Source organism: Melghirimyces thermohalophilus, assembly GCF_900102685.1.
Lineage (GTDB): Bacteria > Bacillota > Bacilli > Thermoactinomycetales > DSM-45169 > Melghirimyces > Melghirimyces thermohalophilus.
On the sequence record NZ_FMZA01000013.1, the window covers coordinates 75,242 to 92,038 of the forward strand.

Here is a 16,797-nt window from a genome sequence, read left to right on the forward strand (position 1 = left end):
CATATACCCATTTCAGATGATAGGAGGAGGACAATGGCTGATTTAAGAATTGATTTTGCCGGGATCAAATCACCCAATCCGTATTGGCTTGCATCTGCACCTCCCACGAATTCAGGTTACCAAGTACAACGTGCGTTTGAAGCCGGTTGGGGAGGGGCTGTATGGAAAACACTTGGTGATCCGGTATTGAATGTGAGTTCTCGCTTTGGTGCAAATCATTTTAATGGTAAAAGGGTAGTAGGGTTTAACAATATTGAATTAATAACTGACCGCCCATTAGAGGATAATCTGAAGGAAATTTACGAAACTAAAAAACGTTTCCCTGATCATCCGATTATTGCATCGTTGATGGTGGAACCGAAACGTGAAAAATGGCATGAAATTGTTAAACGGGTGCAAGATGTCGGGGTAGATGGTTTTGAACTGAATCTCGGCTGTCCCCATGGGATGTCTGAAAGAGGGATGGGATCTGCAGTAGGCCAACATCCTGATTTAGTTGAAAAAACTACAATTTATGCTAAAGAAAAGGCTGAAGTACCGGTAATAGTTAAATTAACTCCAAATATAACGGACATTACGGTAACTGCTAAGGCTGCTGCGCGTGGCGGGGCAGATGCTATTAGCATGATTAATACCATTAATAGTTTGATAGGGATCGACCTCGATACATGGAATACCATTCCCAATGTCAATGGAAAAGGAGCGCATGGCGGATATTGCGGTCCTGCAGTAAAGCCTATCGCCTTAAATATGGTAGGTGAATGTGCCCGTGACCCGGAAATAAACATCCCTATTTCAGGTATTGGTGGTATTTCAAGCTGGCAGGATACAGTAGAGTTCATGCTAATGGGAGCAGGTGGCGTACAGGTTTGTACAGCTGCCATGCATCATGGATTCAGGGTTATTGAAGACATGGTTGATGGACTGAATAATTACCTCGATGAGAAAGGTATTTCGTCCGTTAATGAGATTATAGGTGCCTCGGTTGAAAAGTATACGGATTGGAGCAATCTCGACCTGAATTATAAAGTTGTTGCACGAATTAACAACGATATTTGTATCAATTGTAATAAATGCTACATTTCATGTGAAGATAGTGCACATCAGTGTATCGATATATTAACGGATGCGAACGGAAAAGAATATCTGAAAGTGCAGGAGGAAGAATGTGTTGGTTGCAATCTCTGCTCGATTGTTTGTCCAGTTGAGGGAGCAATTGACATGGTGGAATTACCTCAAACCGAGCCTTCAATGACTTGGCTTGAACGACAGGCTGCCATACAGCAATCCTGAACAAAAACGATGAAGGACGGTTAATTAGGTCAGAATTTTTTTATAATAGATTGCTTCTAGGAGGGTAAATCATGAAAAAAATGATCAAAAACGGAACGATTGTAACAGCAGCGGATACGTATAGAGCAGATATACTTATTGAAAATGAAAAGGTCAAAATAATTGGCGATGAAATCCGTGACGATGAAGCAGAAATGATTGATGCGGAGGGGTGTTATGTATTTCCGGGCGGAATCGACCCCCATACACATATGGAAATGCCTTTTGGTGGGACGGTAACCAAGGATGATTTTGAAACGGGTACCATAGCTGCAGCACACGGCGGAACTACAACTATTATCGATTTCTGTTTAACTGAAAAGGGTAAACCGCTAAAAAGTTCAATTCAAAAATGGCATCAAAAATCGAAAGATAAGGCCGTTATCGATTTTGCCTATCATCTGCAGATTAGTGAAATCAATGAGGATGTGTTAAAAGAAATCCCTCTGGTTATTGAAGAAGAAGGCGTTACATCTTTTAAAGTGTTTATGGCTTATAAAAATGTATTACAGGCAGATGATGAGACACTATTTCGAACCTTGATTACTGCCAAAAAGCATGATGCTCTTGTTATGGTTCATGCTGAAAATGGAGACGTAATCGATTATCTTACAAAAAAAGCATTGGAAGAAGGAAACACAGAACCAATCTACCATGCTTTAACCCGGCCCCCGGAAGTTGAAGGGGAGGCAACGGGACGTGCAGCAAAACTCACGGCCCTTGCGGATTCTCAGCTTTATGTCGTTCACGTAACGTGCAAAGAGGCTGTGGAACAAATTGCTGAAGCCCGTAAAAAAGGATTGCGTGTTTGGGGGGAAACGTGTCCGCAATATTTAGTGCTGGATCAATCTTATATGGAAAAGCCTGATTTTGAAGGTGGCAAATATGTCTGGTCCCCGCCGTTAAGAGACAAATCGAATCAAGAGATCCTATGGAATGCACTAAAGAGGGGAGAATTACAAACCATTGGATCTGATCACTGCGCATTTGATTTTTACGGACAAAAGGAGCTTGGAAAAGGAGATTTCACAAAAATACCCAATGGCGGACCGTTTGTGGAAGATCGTTTTAGTGTCTTATTTTCAGAGGGAGTGAAAAAGAGTCGTATCTCCTTGAATGAGTTTGTAAATATGGTGTCAACACAGGCCGCAAAACTCTTTGGCTTATTTCCTCAAAAAGGAACCCTTGCACCAGGAAGTGATGCGGATATTGTTTTGTTTGATCCCAATATAGAACGCACAATATCTCAAAAAACCCATCATATGAATGTTGATTACAGTGCACTTGAAGGTATGAAGGTGACAGGTCAGCCGATTACAGTACTTTCGCGAGGGGAGTATGTTGTTAAAGATAGACAATTTGTAGGAAGTCCGGGGTATGGGAAATTCTTGAAACGCGCGCGATATGGTATGCAGCGCATAGAGAAACCCGAGTCAATGCTCAGAAACTAACTAGCGCCCCTTCAGCAACCTTATTCTACTTATTCACGCTGTCTCTATTCATTTGCTGAATAAGGATAATTTAAATGCATAGGAGGGGGATGATTAATTTGAATACACATCTTGATTTTTTAGAGCAGAAAAATAAAATTGATTCTTTGATTGAGAGGGGCTATGTAATCGTAGAGGTGATAGAAAATCTGGATGGTTCCTATGTAACATTTGAAAAAAAAGATGCAAACGGTAAAAGAGAGACGCTTCATATTACGAATGCTAATAGCAGGAGATACTTTTCCACATTGATCTTTAGAAAACATCAACAAGAATTCGAGGGAAAGATTGCTAGAAACCTTTAGTCGTCAGTTAAATGGAGACAATTTGACCAACGGGAGTGATGATAATGGAAAAACAAAAATTACTGATTAATGGTGAACGATTAAAAAATACGATGGAAGAGTTTGCTGATTTTGGACGGACAGAAAATAACGGTGTAACACGTTTGGCGTTATCGGAAGAGGACCGTAAAGCTAGAGATTATTTTCGTTCTTGTTGTGAAGAATTAGGGATGTCAGTGAAGGTGGACGACATAGGAAATATGTACGCTACGCTTGCTGGATTGGAAGAAAACCAACCACCTGTTGTAATAGGGTCACACCTGGACTCTGTAAAAAATGGTGGGCGCTTTGATGGTGTGTTAGGTGTATTGGCTGGTTTGGAAGTAGTACGAACCCTCGTTGAAAATGATATTAAACCTAATGTTCCCATCGTGGTAGCGAATATCACAAATGAAGAAGGTGCAAGGTTCGAACCGTCTTTGATGGCATCAGGGATTCTATCAGGGAAATTTTCGAAATCTGTTATGATGGCAAAAACGGATATAGACGGGGTAACATTTGAAGAAGCTCTAAACGCTATTGGATACGCAGGTGAAGAAGAGAACCGGTTAGGGAAAGCAAAGTCATTTCTAGAAATCCACATTGAGCAAGGGCCTGTGCTTGAAAGGGAATCTACTTCTATTGGTGTCGTTGAATGTGTGGTTGGAATGATATGTTATGAGATCGAAGTAACCGGGGAATCTGATCATGCAGGAACTACACCAATGGATATGCGAAAAGATGCGTTGTTTGCAACAAATAATTTAATTACTAAGGCACGTGAGAAATTGAGTAAGCTTGATAATAACTTGGTGTATACGATAGGGCGGATGAATGTGCTTCCAAACATACACACGGTAATTCCGAATAAAGTGGTTTTTTCACTTGAAGCCAGACATCAGGATCCAAAAATACTTAAACAAGTGGAAGAAATCGTCGAAGAGCTCTCGAAATCCCCTGATAGAGAAGGATGCAACGTGAAAACAACAAAGTTATGGGACCGGGATACGGTGTGGTTTGATGAAGAAGTTGTTTCTTTGCTAGAGCAATCCGTGAAATCATTGGGCTATTCGTACAAAAGAATGGTAAGTGGGGCAGGGCATGATGCTCAATTCATCGCGTCTATGATCCCATCTGCGATGATCTTTGTTCCAAGTATAAATGGGAAAAGCCATGCGGAAGACGAGTTAACGTATTGGGAGGATTGTGAAAAGGGAGTAAATGTTATATTAGAAGCTGTATTAGCAATGACCACGAAAGAAAAAATATGGCGAAAGAATTTTTAGTAGCAACGGGCTAAGGTGGCAATAAACCATAGGGTGTTTATATATTCGCGTTCAACACGCTAAAAAAGGAAATGGAAAGCGGATTCCTTTATTGAAGAATGTGTCCACTTTCAAAGTGGTCATAAAGTTGCATCTCCATGCTTTAGAGTCGGAGGAACCTTCTTGAGAAAATTGCAACAGCACGCCACGAATCCAAATCCCTATCAGACTGCGATGGACAACCGGCCGGAGGAAGGGGAGGAAACCCGTTTTCTCCTAGAATGGCCTGATGCCATCAAGGTCATTTTCTCTTCTCCTCACTCCCACCATTTCCGATCCAGGGTGCGGTATTGGATCGCTTCGGCGATGTGGGCGGTATCGATGAGGTCCTTCCCCTCCAGGTCGGCGATGGTGCGCGCCAGTTTCAGGATGCGGTCATGAGCGCGGGCGGAGAGGCCGAGGGTATCGAAGGATTGCTTCAACAGATCCCGGGAATCTTTATTGAGGCGGCAGTGATCCCGTATGTAGGCGGACGGCATCGCTGCGTTATGCAGGATGGACGTATCCCGATACCGTTCCGATTGTACGGCATGGGCCTGAGCGACTCGTTGACGGATGGTTTCGGAGGTCTCCTCTCGCTGGGAAGAGGTGAGTGTCTGGTAGTTGACTCGAGGAACTTCCACATGGATGTCGATCCGATCCAGGAGAGGACCCGACAGTTTGGATCGATAGCGGCGAACCTGTTGCGGTGTACAGGTGCATGCCCGGTCCTCTTCATATCCGAAGTAGCCGCAGGGACAAGGGTTCATGGAACCCACCAACATAAACTGTGCCGGAAAGGTGAGAACGGCCCGGGCCCGGGCGACGGTTACTTCCCGATCCTCCAGCGGCTGTCTGAGAACCTCCAGCGCCCCCTTAGTAAACTCCGGCATCTCGTCCAGAAAGAGGATCCCCCGATGGGCCAGGCTTACCTCTCCCGGCTTGGGCGTCGAGCCCCCGCCTACCAAGCCGGCTTGGGAGATGGTATGGTGCGGCGAGCGAAAAGGACGGCGGGTGACCAAACTTCCTTTTCGATTCAGTAGGCCGGCAATGCTTTGCACCTTGGTCACTTCCAGGGATTCCTGCATGGTCATCTCCGGCAGGATGGAAGGGATCCGCCGGGCCAACATGGTTTTCCCCGAACCAGGAGGTCCGATAAACAGCAGATTGTGCATCCCAGCTGCCGCTACTTCCATCGCCCGTTTCACATGGGGCTGACCCCGTACATCGGCAAAATCGTCGGGATGGGGTTCCTCTTCCTTTCCCTGATCGGGAGGAATATCCACTGATTGTGGTTCCCATTCGCCACAGAGGTAGCCCATTGTCTCCTGCAGGGAGGAGACGGGAATCACATCCAATCCTTCCACCAGCTGAGCCTCCGCCGCGTTCTCCACCGGCAACAGCACTCGGGAAAAGCCTGCCTGGTTTGCCGCCATCACCATCGGCAACACTCCGTTCAGGGAACGTAAGGTTCCATCCAGGGCCAACTCGCCGAGAAACAGCGTCTCCTCCCACCCCCGGGCCGGCACCTGTCCGCTGGCCGCCAGCACCCCGGCGGCGATGGCTAAATCAAAGCTGGAGCCTTCTTTTTTCAGATCCGCAGGGGCCAAGTTGGTGGTGATCCGCTGCAGCGGAAATTGACACCCGCTGTTTTTTACCGCCGCCCGCACGCGGTCCCGAGCCTCCCGCACCGACGAATCCGGCAACCCTACCAGGTCAAAGGTGGGCAGGCCGTTGGAAATATCCACTTCCACTTCCACCACATACCCGTCGATGCCTAAAACGGAACTGCTGTACATTTTGGCGTACATAAAACCCTCCGTTTGTCGAAATTAGTCGTCTCTTCTGTCATCTTTATACCATAACCCAACCGGAAACGGAAGGTTTTTCCTCATTGGGTGGTGATTTGTAACCAAAAGGAGGATGGCAATTCTCAAGGTGCGGTAGAGAAAAAGCTTGTATCTTATCCCTTGAGCCATGCAATGGTCTTCCTAATTTTAAGATATGTATTCTAAAAAGATTCGGATCAGATGCAGGAGGGGATGCGGGAGTGAGACCATTCAGTGACAACATCCGAAGGTGATTGCTGCTTCGCTGCTTGGGGGAGCTTTTATCGCTATATTGAATCAGACTCTGATGGTCACAGCCATACCGCCGATCATGGAAAAGATGAATGTGATGGTGACAGTGCACAGTGGTTGACGACGGTTTTTATGCTGGTCAACGGGATCATGATTCTATTGAGTGCCTTTCTCATCGCGCGTTTTCAACCAGGCAGCTTTTCCTGTCCGCCATGAGTATTTTTGCCATCGGTACCTTGTTTGCGGGGATCGCTCCCGATTTTTCGATGTTGTTGTTTGAGAGGGTGATTCAATCCAGGGGAGCCGGGGTGATGCTTCCTCTGATGCAGACCGTTTTTCTGATGATTTTTCCGGTTCATCGGCGGGGTGTACTGGTGTTGTTTATCTTCAGGCAATTCTGTTTGGAGACGTCGAAGTTGGAGTTCCAGGTGTTTCGGTATTCGATCTTTCCACTGACGGTCTTCATCGGGACAATTACCTTTATGGGACAAAACCGTCCCAACCGATCATGGTGGGGCGGTTCCTTAACCAAAGAAAATCAAATTGAAAACGGTTTCTATTGGTGGTACGGTAAAGTAAACGTTTACGTAGAAAGTGGACGGTGAAAGATGGCCTACACGATGAAAGATGTGGCTAAACGAGCGGGGGTCTCCGTTGCCACGGTTTCCCGCATCCTAAACGGGCTTTCTGGTTACTCCGAGGAAACGAAGAAGCGTGTCAACCAAGTGATTGATGAAATGGGTTATCAGCCGAACGCGATCGCACGGGGATTGATCAGCAAAAAAACGCGAACTTTGGCCGTCTTGTTGCCAGAAGTATCGGATCTGTTCGCCTCGGAAGTGCTTGCGGGAGTTGAGGAGGAGGCACATGAAAAGGGGTACAGTGTGATCATCTGCAAAACCGCTAAAAACGGGGTTCGCACCATGAAGTATCTGCAGACGCTTCGGGAAAATCAGGTTGACGGCATCATCTTTATGAGTGAAACCTTGACTAAAGAGTATTATGAGGCGATTCGAAAGATGGGTGCATCGCTGGTCTTGGTGTCGACCCGTTCCGATTACGACATCCCTTATGTGAAGGTGGATGATCGGCAGGCGGCATATGATGCGACGTCCTATCTTGTGGAGAAAGGTCATCGTTCTCTGGGCATGCTCTCCGGAACCGAAGGGGATCTCATTGCCACGGTTCCCCGGGTGGCAGGATTTAAAGAGGCGTTGTGTGATCATGGACTCCCTGCCGAGGAACATCGCATCGCCTACGGGGATTTCGGTTTTTCTAGCGGCGCCCTTGCCATGGAACGATTGCTCCGTCGCGTCCCCGATGTGGAGGCGGTTTTTTGTGCCAGCGACGAAATGGCCGTCGGTGCTCTTTCGCTGTTGCACCGGAAGGGGATCAAAGTGCCAGGGGAAATCTCTATCATCGGCTATGATAACACCCGGGCTGCGGAGATGGCTTTTCCCCCCTTAACCACGATGGCGCAACCTTTGTATCAGATGGGAAAAAAAGCGGTGGATATCGTGTTAGGTCACCGGTCCGCAGAGAGTCTTCTCCTGTCTCACCAAATGGTGGAGCGGGAGACCGTCGGTCAGCGGTGATCTACAGGTTGTCAAGTAGAAGCTGCTGAGGGTCTTCGGCGGTGTTCACGGAGTAAACAAAAGTTTACTCCCCTTTTTACCCCTGTGACGTAAACGTTTACTTTCGAAAAGGAGGGAATTAAAAGTGAAACGGTTGGGGTGGTGGGTGACGATCATGGCAGTGGTTCTCACCGTCGGCTGTGCATCCGAGGATGAAACAGCGGACGGAAAAGTCCATCTGGAATTTTTCCAAAACAAGCCGGAAGCGGTGGGAACTTACAATGAGTTGATCAAACGTTTCGAAAAAGAGCATCCCAATATCGATGTGGAACAAAACCATGTGCCCGATGCGGAAACGGTGCTCCGTACCCGGTTAGTGAAAGGGGATGTTCCCGATGTGATGGGGATCAACGGGAACAACACATACGGAGATATCGCCGAAGTGGGGGTCTTTTACAACTTCTCCGGCGATCCGGTGACGAAAAAAGTTCTCCCGACATACCGGGAAGTGCTAAACGAGCTGGGCCGTTCCGGCAAGGAAACCAACGGGGTTCCCTTTGCTGCCAATGCCAATGTGGTGCTGTACAACAAGGAAACGTTTGCGGAGTTGGGCTTGGAGGTCCCCAAAACCTGGGACGAACTGATCGAGGTGGCCGAGACCATCGAGGAAGCGGGGGAGACTCCCTTCTACTTTGCGTACAAAGACGCCTGGACGGCGATGGTTCCCTTTAACTCTCTGGCCGCCAACATCCAAGGGGATCGTTTCTTTGACCAGCGCAAGCGGGGAGAGGCCACCTTCACCCAGGAGTATCGCCCGGTGGCTGAAAAAATGCTTACCCTGCTGGAGTACAGTCAGCCTGATCCCTTTGGCCGGGGTTACAATGACGGCAACCTCGCCTTTGCCAACGGGGACACGGCGATGTTGATTCAGGGAAGCTGGGCGATCTCCGCCATTCGTAAAGCGAATCCAGAGATAAAGATCGGCTCTTTTCCGCTTCCCTCCACCAACGATCCCGACAAGAATCGCCTCGTCTCCGGTGTGGATACTGTTTTGACCATGTCGAAAGAGACGGAGCACCAGGAAGAGTCCCTCGCCTTTATTCGCTTTTTGATGAAGGGGGAGAATGTTCAGTATTACATGAAGGAACAGAACACCTTTCCTACGGTCAAGGGGATGTACCAGCAGGAACCTTCCCTGGCCAGTCTCCGGCCTTATTTTGAGGAGCAGCGGATCGAAGGATTCCCGGAACACCAATTTTCACCGGCGATCCCGCTTCAGCGTCTGATTCAGGGTTTTCTGGTCGATGGAAACCCGGCCGGATTCTTAAAGAAACTGGACGAGGAATGGAATAAAGTAGAGGCGCGTCAATCGTGAGGGGGGAAGCCGCATGATGAAAAACAGCCGGGCTTTTTACTGGATGGTTCTTCCGGGGTTGGCTTTGTTTTTTCTGTTTCATACGGTTCCCGTGCTACAAGGGATCTTCTACAGCTTTACCGATTATAAGGGTTATGGGGAATTTGACTTTGTCGGACTGAAAAATTACTGGAACCTGTTTCAGGACGATCGGGTCTACCATGCTTATCTGTTTACCTTTCAGTTTGCCATCATCTCTACGCTTTTGGTCAATATGATCAGTCTTGCTCTGGCGATGGGGCTTAATGCCAAAATTCCCTTCCGTAAAACGATGCGGGGGATCTTCTTCCTGCCCAATGTGTTGAGCATTTTGATTGTGGGTTATATCTTTAACTACATTTTCGCCTTTTTTCTGCCCCACCTCGCTTCGCAATTAGGGATCGATGCCCTGTCGGCCAATATCCTGGGCGATCCGGACATGGCCTGGATTGGTGTGGTGATTGTAGCCGTTTGGCAGGCCGCTGCCTTTAACACCATCCTTTACCTGGCCGGGCTGCAGACGATTCCGCAAGATCTGTATGAAGCGGCCAGCCTCGACGGTGCTGGGAAATGGAAATCCTTTTGGCACGTGACATTTCCCATGATCGCACCCTTTTTTACCATCAACATGGTATTGGCGATGAAAAATTTCCTGATGGTTTTCGACCATATCATCGCTCTGACCGGAGGGGGGCCGGGACAGGCGACCGAAGCGATTTCTCTCTTGATCTACCGCGGAGGCTTTGAAGGCGGTGAATTCGCCTACCAGGCAGCGAACTCCGTCGTCTACTTCGTCCTGATCGTGATCGTTTCAGTGGTGCAACTGAAATACCTGCAGAAGAGAGAGGTGAATCTCTGATGAAAGGCCGTTCCTATAACGTTCCTGTCACCATCCTCCTGATTCTCGCCTCCCTGGTGGTGTTATTCCCCCTGTATCTGACCGTGGTGACGGCCTTCAAAACACCGGAGGAGATGAATCGGTCTCTGTTGTCATTGCCGGAAGCGTGGAGTCTGTCCAACTTTACCGAGGCGATCCAGTTGACCCACTTCTTCCAGGCCCTTGGGAACAGTGTGGTGGTGACTGCCTTTACCGTTTTGTTTACGCTTTTGACCAATTCCCTGGTCGCCTATGCCATCGCTCGCAACCTGCACCGGCGATTTTTTCGTTTCCTGTACTACTACTTTGTTAGCGCCATGTTTGTTCCGTTTCCGATCATTATGTTGCCGATTGTTAAAGAAACCAGTTTCCTCGGCCTCAATAACCAGGGCGGGCTCATCTTCCTCTATATCGTTTATGGGTTGGCCTTCAACATTTTTGTTTATGTCGGCTATATCAAATCGATTCCTAAGGAGCTGGAAGAGGCGGCTTACGTGGATGGAGCAGGGCCGTGGAAAGTGTTTTGGAAGGTGATCTTCCCCCTTTTGGCTCCGATGAACGCTACCGTCGGCATACTCACCTGCCTGTGGGCATGGAACGACTTTTTGCTGCCATTGGTGATTCTGAGCGACCGGGAGAGTTTCACTCTGCCCTTGGTGCAGTATGTATTCCAGTCCCAATTCAGCACCGACTACAACTTGGCCTTCGCCTCGTATCTGATGGCGCTGTCGCCGATGATCCTCGTCTACCTGGTGGCGCAGAAGTGGATCATCAGCGGTGTGACCCGTGGTGCGGTGAAATAAATGATAAGCAAATAGCTCGGATTTATTGATAGAAAAGGGGGAGACCGATGACGCAATCAACTCGCAGAAGATGGTGGAAGGAAAGTGTTGTTTATCAAATTTACCCCCGGAGCTTTAAGGATTCTGATGGAGATGGAATCGGCGATCTCAAGGGGATCACGGAAAAGCTGGACTATTTGGAAGAGCTGGGTGTAGATGTGATCTGGCTGTCTCCGGTCTATCAGTCCCCTAATGATGATAACGGCTACGATATCAGTGATTATCGGGCGATCATGGATGAATTCGGTACCATGGCCGATTGGGAGGAGCTGCTGGAGGCGGTTCACCGCCGGGGGATGAAGCTGGTGATGGATCTGGTGGTGAATCACACCTCCGATGAACATGCCTGGTTTGTCGCATCCCGTTCCTCCAAGGATTCGCCTTATCGGGATTATTACTGGTGGCGTCCGGGATCCGATGGGAAGGAGCCCAACAATTGGGAGTCGATGTTTTCCGGTTCCGCTTGGGAGTATGACGAGACGACAGATGAATACTTCTTGCATCTCTTCTCCAAAAAGCAGCCGGATCTCAATTGGGAAAATCCTCGCCTACGCCGAGAAATTTACGAGATGATGACGTGGTGGCTGGACAAGGGGATCGACGGTTTCCGCATGGATGTGATCAATTTCATCTCCAAAGTGCCGAAATTGCCCGATGCCCCGGATCCCGAAGGAAAGGGATACGTTTCTGGGGCGGACTTTTTCATGAACGGACCCAGAATCCATGAGTTTTTGCAGGAGATGAACCGGGAGGTCCTCCATCGATACGACATCATGACCGTGGGGGAGATGCCGGGAGTCACCCCTGAAGAGGCCCGCCTCTACACAGGGGAAGCTCGGAATGAGCTCAATATGGTCTTCCAATTTGAACACATGGATTTGGACTCCGGCCCCGGCGGGAAATGGGACGTCAAACCGATGAAGCTGACGGATCTGAAGCGGACAATGACCCGCTGGCAAAAGGGGCTAGAGGGCTGCGGTTGGAACAGTCTCTACTGGAACAACCACGATCAGCCGCGGATCGTTTCCCGCTGGGGGGATGATGGAGAGCACCGCGTGGTATCAGCCAAAATGTTGGCCACCTGCCTCCATCTGATGCAGGGGACCCCTTACATTTATCAAGGGGAAGAGCTGGGAATGACCAATGTGCAGTTTGATTCGATTGAAGATTACCGGGATATCGAAACAATGAACATGTACCGAGAAAAGGTGGAAAAGGAAGGGGTCGATCCGACGGAAGTGATGCGTTCGATTCACAAAAAGAGTCGGGATAACGCCCGTACACCGATGCAATGGGATGATTCAGCGAACGGCGGTTTTACCAGCGGCACCCCGTGGATCCGGGTCAATCCCAACTATCCGGAGATCAACGCGGCACAGGCGGTTAAGGACCCTGACTCCGTCTTCCATTACTACCGCCGTCTGATTCAATTGCGCAAAAAATATCCGATCATGGTTTATGGCATCTATGATTTGATCCTGGAGGATCACGAACAAATCTATGCTTACACCCGTTCCTTCAAAGGGGAACAGTGGCTTGTGATTTGCAATTTTTCCGGGGAAGAGGCGGATTTCCAAATGCCGGCGGAAGTGGAGATGACCCGGCAGGAGTTGATCATCGCCAACCTCGAAGTGGACCCGACGGAAAACATTTCTTCCTTCACTCTAAAACCTTATGAGGCCCGTGTGTATCAAATTCGATAACAAATCTCTGATTTCACGCCAACACGAATCTTAGTAGTGTTGGCGATATTTTGTTGACATACACAATATATTGGTGTATGTTTTTCATTAAACAACAATATATTGTGTTTTATAGGGGCGTCAGAACATACATAACATAGGACGTTCGAGCTGATAAAAGGTAGCTATCGATTATGTAAAACTTCCGCTTACTGAAAGAAAACGAGATGAAAGGGGGGGTATGTGATGCACATTCTATATGCTTCCAAAACAGGAAACGTCCGTCGCTTTATCGTTAAAACCGGTTTTTCGGCACTATGCATCGATGAGAATCCACTAGTCGAGCAGCCTTTTGTTCTGGTTACTTATACTACCGGATTTGGACAGGTACCGGATCAGGTTACCCAGTTCTTGCAACGGAACCACCGCTTTTTATTTGCTGTAGCGGCTTCGGGAAACAAGAATTGGGGAGAGGGATTTGCTCGTAGTGCGGACATCATTGCCGAGAAGTACGGAGTTCCGATTTTGTGCAAATTTGAAATGAGCGGTACCAAGGGGGATGTCGAAATATTCAATGAAAGGATGAGGGGAATTGAAGAAACAGTTGAAACATATTGAGCTAAACAACGAGATTCTTTCTCGCAAGGAAGACGGTTTTTTTGATCTTGAAAAAGACTTGGAAGCCGTCCGTATGTTTGAGGAAGAGGTTGACTCCCAATCGATTCATTTTTCTTCCCTTCGGGAAAAAATTAAATATTTGCTGGTTGATCACTATGATGACAACCTTTTAAAACAATATACATTGGATCAAATGGAGAGAGTCTTTCAACACGTTTACACCTACCAATTTCAGTTTCAATCCTATATGGCGATCTCTAAATTTTACCGTGACTATGCCTTGAAAAGCAGCGACGGGCAAAAGTATTTGGAAACATACGAAGACCGCATCGCAATCGTCGCTCTTTTTCTAGCCCGCGGAAACTTGGATCAAGCGCTAACCTATGCCGACTCTATGATTGAACAATGCTATCAACCGGCCACTCCCACCTTTCTGAACGCAGGAAAAACTCGTCGCGGTGAAATGGTTTCCTGTTACTTGTTAGAAATGGACGACACTCTAAATAGCATCTGTTACAACATCTCGACATCGATGCAGTTGTCGAAACAAGGGGGAGGCATTGCGCTCAACCTGAGTAAGCTGCGAGCCCGCGGGGAGGAAATCAAGGGGATTGCCAATGCTGCGAGTGGGGTGATGCCGGTAGCCAAAATTTTGGAGGATACGTTCTCCTACGCCAACCAGCTGGGGCAACGGAAAGGAGCCGGAGCGGTCTACATCAATGTTTTTCACTGGGATGCCAATGAACTGTTGGATAGCAAAAAAATTAACGCGGATGAAAAATCCCGCCTAGCCTCTCTATCTATCGGGCTTATTTGTCCCAACATCTTGTTTGAACTGGCTGAGAGAGATGAGGACCTTTATGCATTTGCTCCATTTTCCGTTTATAAAGCCTATGGCAAGCACTTGGACGACATGGACTTGGACGAGATGTATGATGAACTTTTGCAGCATCCGAATGTCAAAAAGAAGAAAGTGATGTCGGCGAGAGAGATGCTGACCAAGATCGCGATGATTCAAATGGAGAGTGGTTATCCGTATCTCGTCTTCATATCCAATGCCAATCGACAGCATCCGCTGCACAACATAGGAAGCGTCAAAATGTCCAACCTTTGCACGGAGATCTTTCAATTGCAGGAAACATCGACCATCACCGATCATCACGAGGAAGATATCATTCGCAGGGACATCAGCTGCAATCTCGGTTCATTAAACATTGCCAATGTCATGGAGAGCGGAAACATTCGAAAATCAGTCCATACGGGGATGGAGATGCTGACGGCTGTATCAGAGATGACCAATGTAACCAATGCACCGGGAGTACGTAAGGCAAACCGGGAATTGCGCTCGGTCGGTCTGGGCGTGATGAATCTGCACGGTTACCTAACCAAAGTGGGTATCCCCTATGAAAGCGAAGAAGCAAAGGATTTCGCCAACACCTTTTTTATGATGCTCAATTACTACAGCTTAGAAAAATCGATGGAGTTGGCCAAGGAAAAAGGTGCTGTTTTTTCCGGTTTTGAGCAGTCGGACTATGCGAATGGACGTTATTTTGACCGGTATATCAGTGAAGATTTCCGGCCCCAAACAAAAAAAGTGGATCAACTTTTTTCGGACATCCGGGTGCCGGGGCCGCGCGAGTGGAAGGATCTGATGGGTAACGTACAGGAGTTCGGTTTGTATCATGCGTACCGTCTGGCCTGTGCCCCAACTGCCTCCATTTCGTATATTCAGAACGCGACCTCTTCGGTGATGCCGATTGTGGATCCAATTGAGACCCGTACATATGGGAATGCGACAACGTATTATCCCGCTCCGTTTTTGAGTAAAGAAAATTTATTTCTTTATAAATCAGCCTATGATATGGACATGTTTAAACTGATTGATCTGATGGCTGTTATTCAGCAGCATGTAGATCAAGGTATATCGACGATCTTATACGTCAACTCCGATATCTCTACTAGGGAGCTGGCTCGTTATTACATCTACGCCAATCGAAAAGGACTGAAGAGCCTGTACTATACCCGTACGAGGAAAAGAGGGGTGGAGGAGTGTATCGCTTGTTCGGTGTGACGAAATATCATAAACCTAGGAGGTTGAAAGGATGAAGGCAGTCAATTGGAACCGGCCGGAGGATGATTTTTCACAGATGTTTTGGAATCAGAATATCCAGCAGTTTTGGACGGAAGAGGAAATTCCCGTGTCGGAGGATAAAAACGTGTGGTCTCGATTATCGGATCAAGAAAAGGAGGTGTACAAGAAAGTGCTTGGCGGCCTGACCCTCCTCGATACGAAACAGGGGGGCGAAGGGATGCCGCTTATTTTGATGCACACCGATAACCTGCAAGCGAAATCCGTCCTCGCTTTCATGGGCGCTATGGAAGAGATTCATGCGCGTTCCTATAGTCATATTTTCACCACATTGTGCACCACTCAGGAGATCGATGAATTATTTTCATGGGTCGATCAACACCCTCTCCTGACGGAAAAGGCAGAGTTGATTATTCATCGTTATCATCAGTTATGGCAGCCTACTTGCAGCAAAAAATCGTTGTATATGGCGATGGCGGCTAGTGTGTTCCTAGAATCCTTTTTATTTTACAGTGGCTTTTTTTACCCCTTGTATTTGAGCGGTCAGGGGAAAATGACAGCAAGTGGTGAAATTATCAACCTGATTTTAAGAGATGAGAGTATTCACGGCCTGTTTGTCGGCATATTGGCTCAAAATGTATACGAACAACTATCGGAGCAAGAGCAGCAGGATATCGATCAAGAGGTGTATGATCTTCTCAATCAACTATATGCCCTGGAGCTGCGTTATACGGAAGAAATGTATCACCCGATCGGTCTGGAAGATGACGTGAACCGGTTTGTTCGTTACAACGCCAACAAAGCATTGATGAATCTCGGAAAGGAGCCCCTATTTCCTGAAGAAAAGATCAATCCCATTGTGGAAAACGGGTTGAAAACGAAGACGAAAAACCATGACTTTTTCAGTCTGAAAGGAAACTCCTACCACCGTGCTGTTCATGTCGAGCATTTGCGCGATGAAGATTTTATCTTTCAACCCTGATGAATCGGTCCGCATACCTTCTCGTCTTGCCATTTAGCAAAAGGCAACACCAAGAACCCGGCTCCTCAGCTTACAGGGAGCCGGGTTCTTGGCCGTTGGTCCCAAACCCATTCTAAGTGTTTGATCAATGGGTTTCGGTTTTCTTACTAAATATGTGATTGTTATGTTAGATTCGAGAGACAGGATAACATCCAACTGTTATACGGACTG

The 16,797-nt window shown here is 47.6% G+C and carries 13 protein-coding genes and 1 pseudogene; 13 read left to right on the forward strand and 1 reads right to left on the reverse strand.

What is annotated here, in order from left to right; all coding sequences use genetic code 11:
- The first annotated feature begins 33 nt into the window (after window positions 1-33).
- The 4 genes from preA (at window position 34) to BLP91_RS10895 (ending at window position 4,431) form a co-directional block, all read left to right on the forward strand.
- A complete protein-coding gene (gene preA / locus BLP91_RS10880) occupies window positions 34-1,293 on the forward strand; it encodes an NAD-dependent dihydropyrimidine dehydrogenase subunit PreA (protein WP_091570800.1) in 1,260 nt (419 codons plus the stop codon).
- Between the two features lie 71 nt (window positions 1,294-1,364).
- Window positions 1,365-2,783 carry a dihydropyrimidinase gene (gene hydA, locus BLP91_RS10885; protein ID WP_091570803.1) on the forward strand — a complete coding sequence of 473 codons (1,419 nt, stop codon included), beginning with the start codon at window positions 1,365-1,367 and terminating at the stop codon, window positions 2,781-2,783.
- Between the two features lie 98 nt (window positions 2,784-2,881).
- Entirely contained in the window at window positions 2,882-3,127 is a 246-nt protein-coding gene (locus tag BLP91_RS10890) for a hypothetical protein (RefSeq protein ID WP_245662235.1), read from the forward strand.
- A 44-nt stretch (window positions 3,128-3,171) separates the two neighbouring features.
- Entirely contained in the window at window positions 3,172-4,431 is a 1,260-nt protein-coding gene (locus BLP91_RS10895) for a Zn-dependent hydrolase (protein WP_091570808.1), read from the forward strand.
- A 296-nt stretch (window positions 4,432-4,727) separates the two neighbouring features.
- Here the strand turns inward: BLP91_RS10895 and BLP91_RS10900 are convergent, their stop codons facing one another.
- A complete protein-coding gene (locus tag BLP91_RS10900) occupies window positions 4,728-6,260 on the reverse strand; it encodes a YifB family Mg chelatase-like AAA ATPase (protein WP_091570810.1) in 1,533 nt (510 codons plus the stop codon).
- Between the two features lie 268 nt (window positions 6,261-6,528).
- On the opposite strand from BLP91_RS10900, the pseudogene BLP91_RS10905 reads away from it, so the two are divergent.
- The 9 genes and pseudogenes from BLP91_RS10905 to nrdF form a co-directional block, all read left to right on the forward strand.
- Window positions 6,529-6,898: pseudogene (locus tag BLP91_RS10905) on the forward strand (MFS transporter); the annotation flags it as partial.
- A gap of 240 nt (window positions 6,899-7,138) precedes the next feature.
- Window positions 7,139-8,125: a LacI family DNA-binding transcriptional regulator gene (locus BLP91_RS10910; RefSeq protein WP_091570813.1), complete on the forward strand. Its 987-nt coding sequence runs from the start codon at window positions 7,139-7,141 to the stop codon at window positions 8,123-8,125.
- 124 nt (window positions 8,126-8,249) lie between these two features.
- Entirely contained in the window at window positions 8,250-9,479 is a 1,230-nt protein-coding gene (locus BLP91_RS10915) for an ABC transporter substrate-binding protein (protein WP_091570816.1), read from the forward strand.
- A 13-nt stretch (window positions 9,480-9,492) separates the two neighbouring features.
- Entirely contained in the window at window positions 9,493-10,356 is an 864-nt protein-coding gene (locus tag BLP91_RS10920; RefSeq protein WP_091570818.1) for a carbohydrate ABC transporter permease, read from the forward strand.
- Entirely contained in the window at window positions 10,356-11,177 is an 822-nt protein-coding gene (locus BLP91_RS10925; RefSeq protein ID WP_091570821.1) for a carbohydrate ABC transporter permease, read from the forward strand. Before BLP91_RS10920 ends, BLP91_RS10925 begins: the two co-directional genes overlap by 1 nt.
- Window positions 11,178-11,224: 47 nt before the next feature.
- Complete coding sequence (locus BLP91_RS10930; RefSeq protein ID WP_091570824.1) at window positions 11,225-12,919, forward strand: glycoside hydrolase family 13 protein; 1,695 nt, start codon at window positions 11,225-11,227, stop codon at window positions 12,917-12,919.
- Between the two features lie 225 nt (window positions 12,920-13,144).
- A complete protein-coding gene (gene nrdI, locus BLP91_RS10935) occupies window positions 13,145-13,516 on the forward strand; it encodes a class Ib ribonucleoside-diphosphate reductase assembly flavoprotein NrdI (protein WP_091570826.1) in 372 nt (123 codons plus the stop codon).
- On the forward strand, window positions 13,503-15,587 hold the full coding sequence (gene nrdE, locus BLP91_RS10940) for a class 1b ribonucleoside-diphosphate reductase subunit alpha (RefSeq protein ID WP_091570864.1): 2,085 nt from the start codon (window positions 13,503-13,505) through the stop codon (window positions 15,585-15,587). Before nrdI ends, nrdE begins: the two co-directional genes overlap by 14 nt.
- 31 nt (window positions 15,588-15,618) lie before the next feature.
- On the forward strand, window positions 15,619-16,587 hold the full coding sequence (gene nrdF / locus BLP91_RS10945; protein ID WP_091570829.1) for a class 1b ribonucleoside-diphosphate reductase subunit beta: 969 nt from the start codon (window positions 15,619-15,621) through the stop codon (window positions 16,585-16,587).
- Window positions 16,588-16,797: the final 210 nt, after the last annotated feature.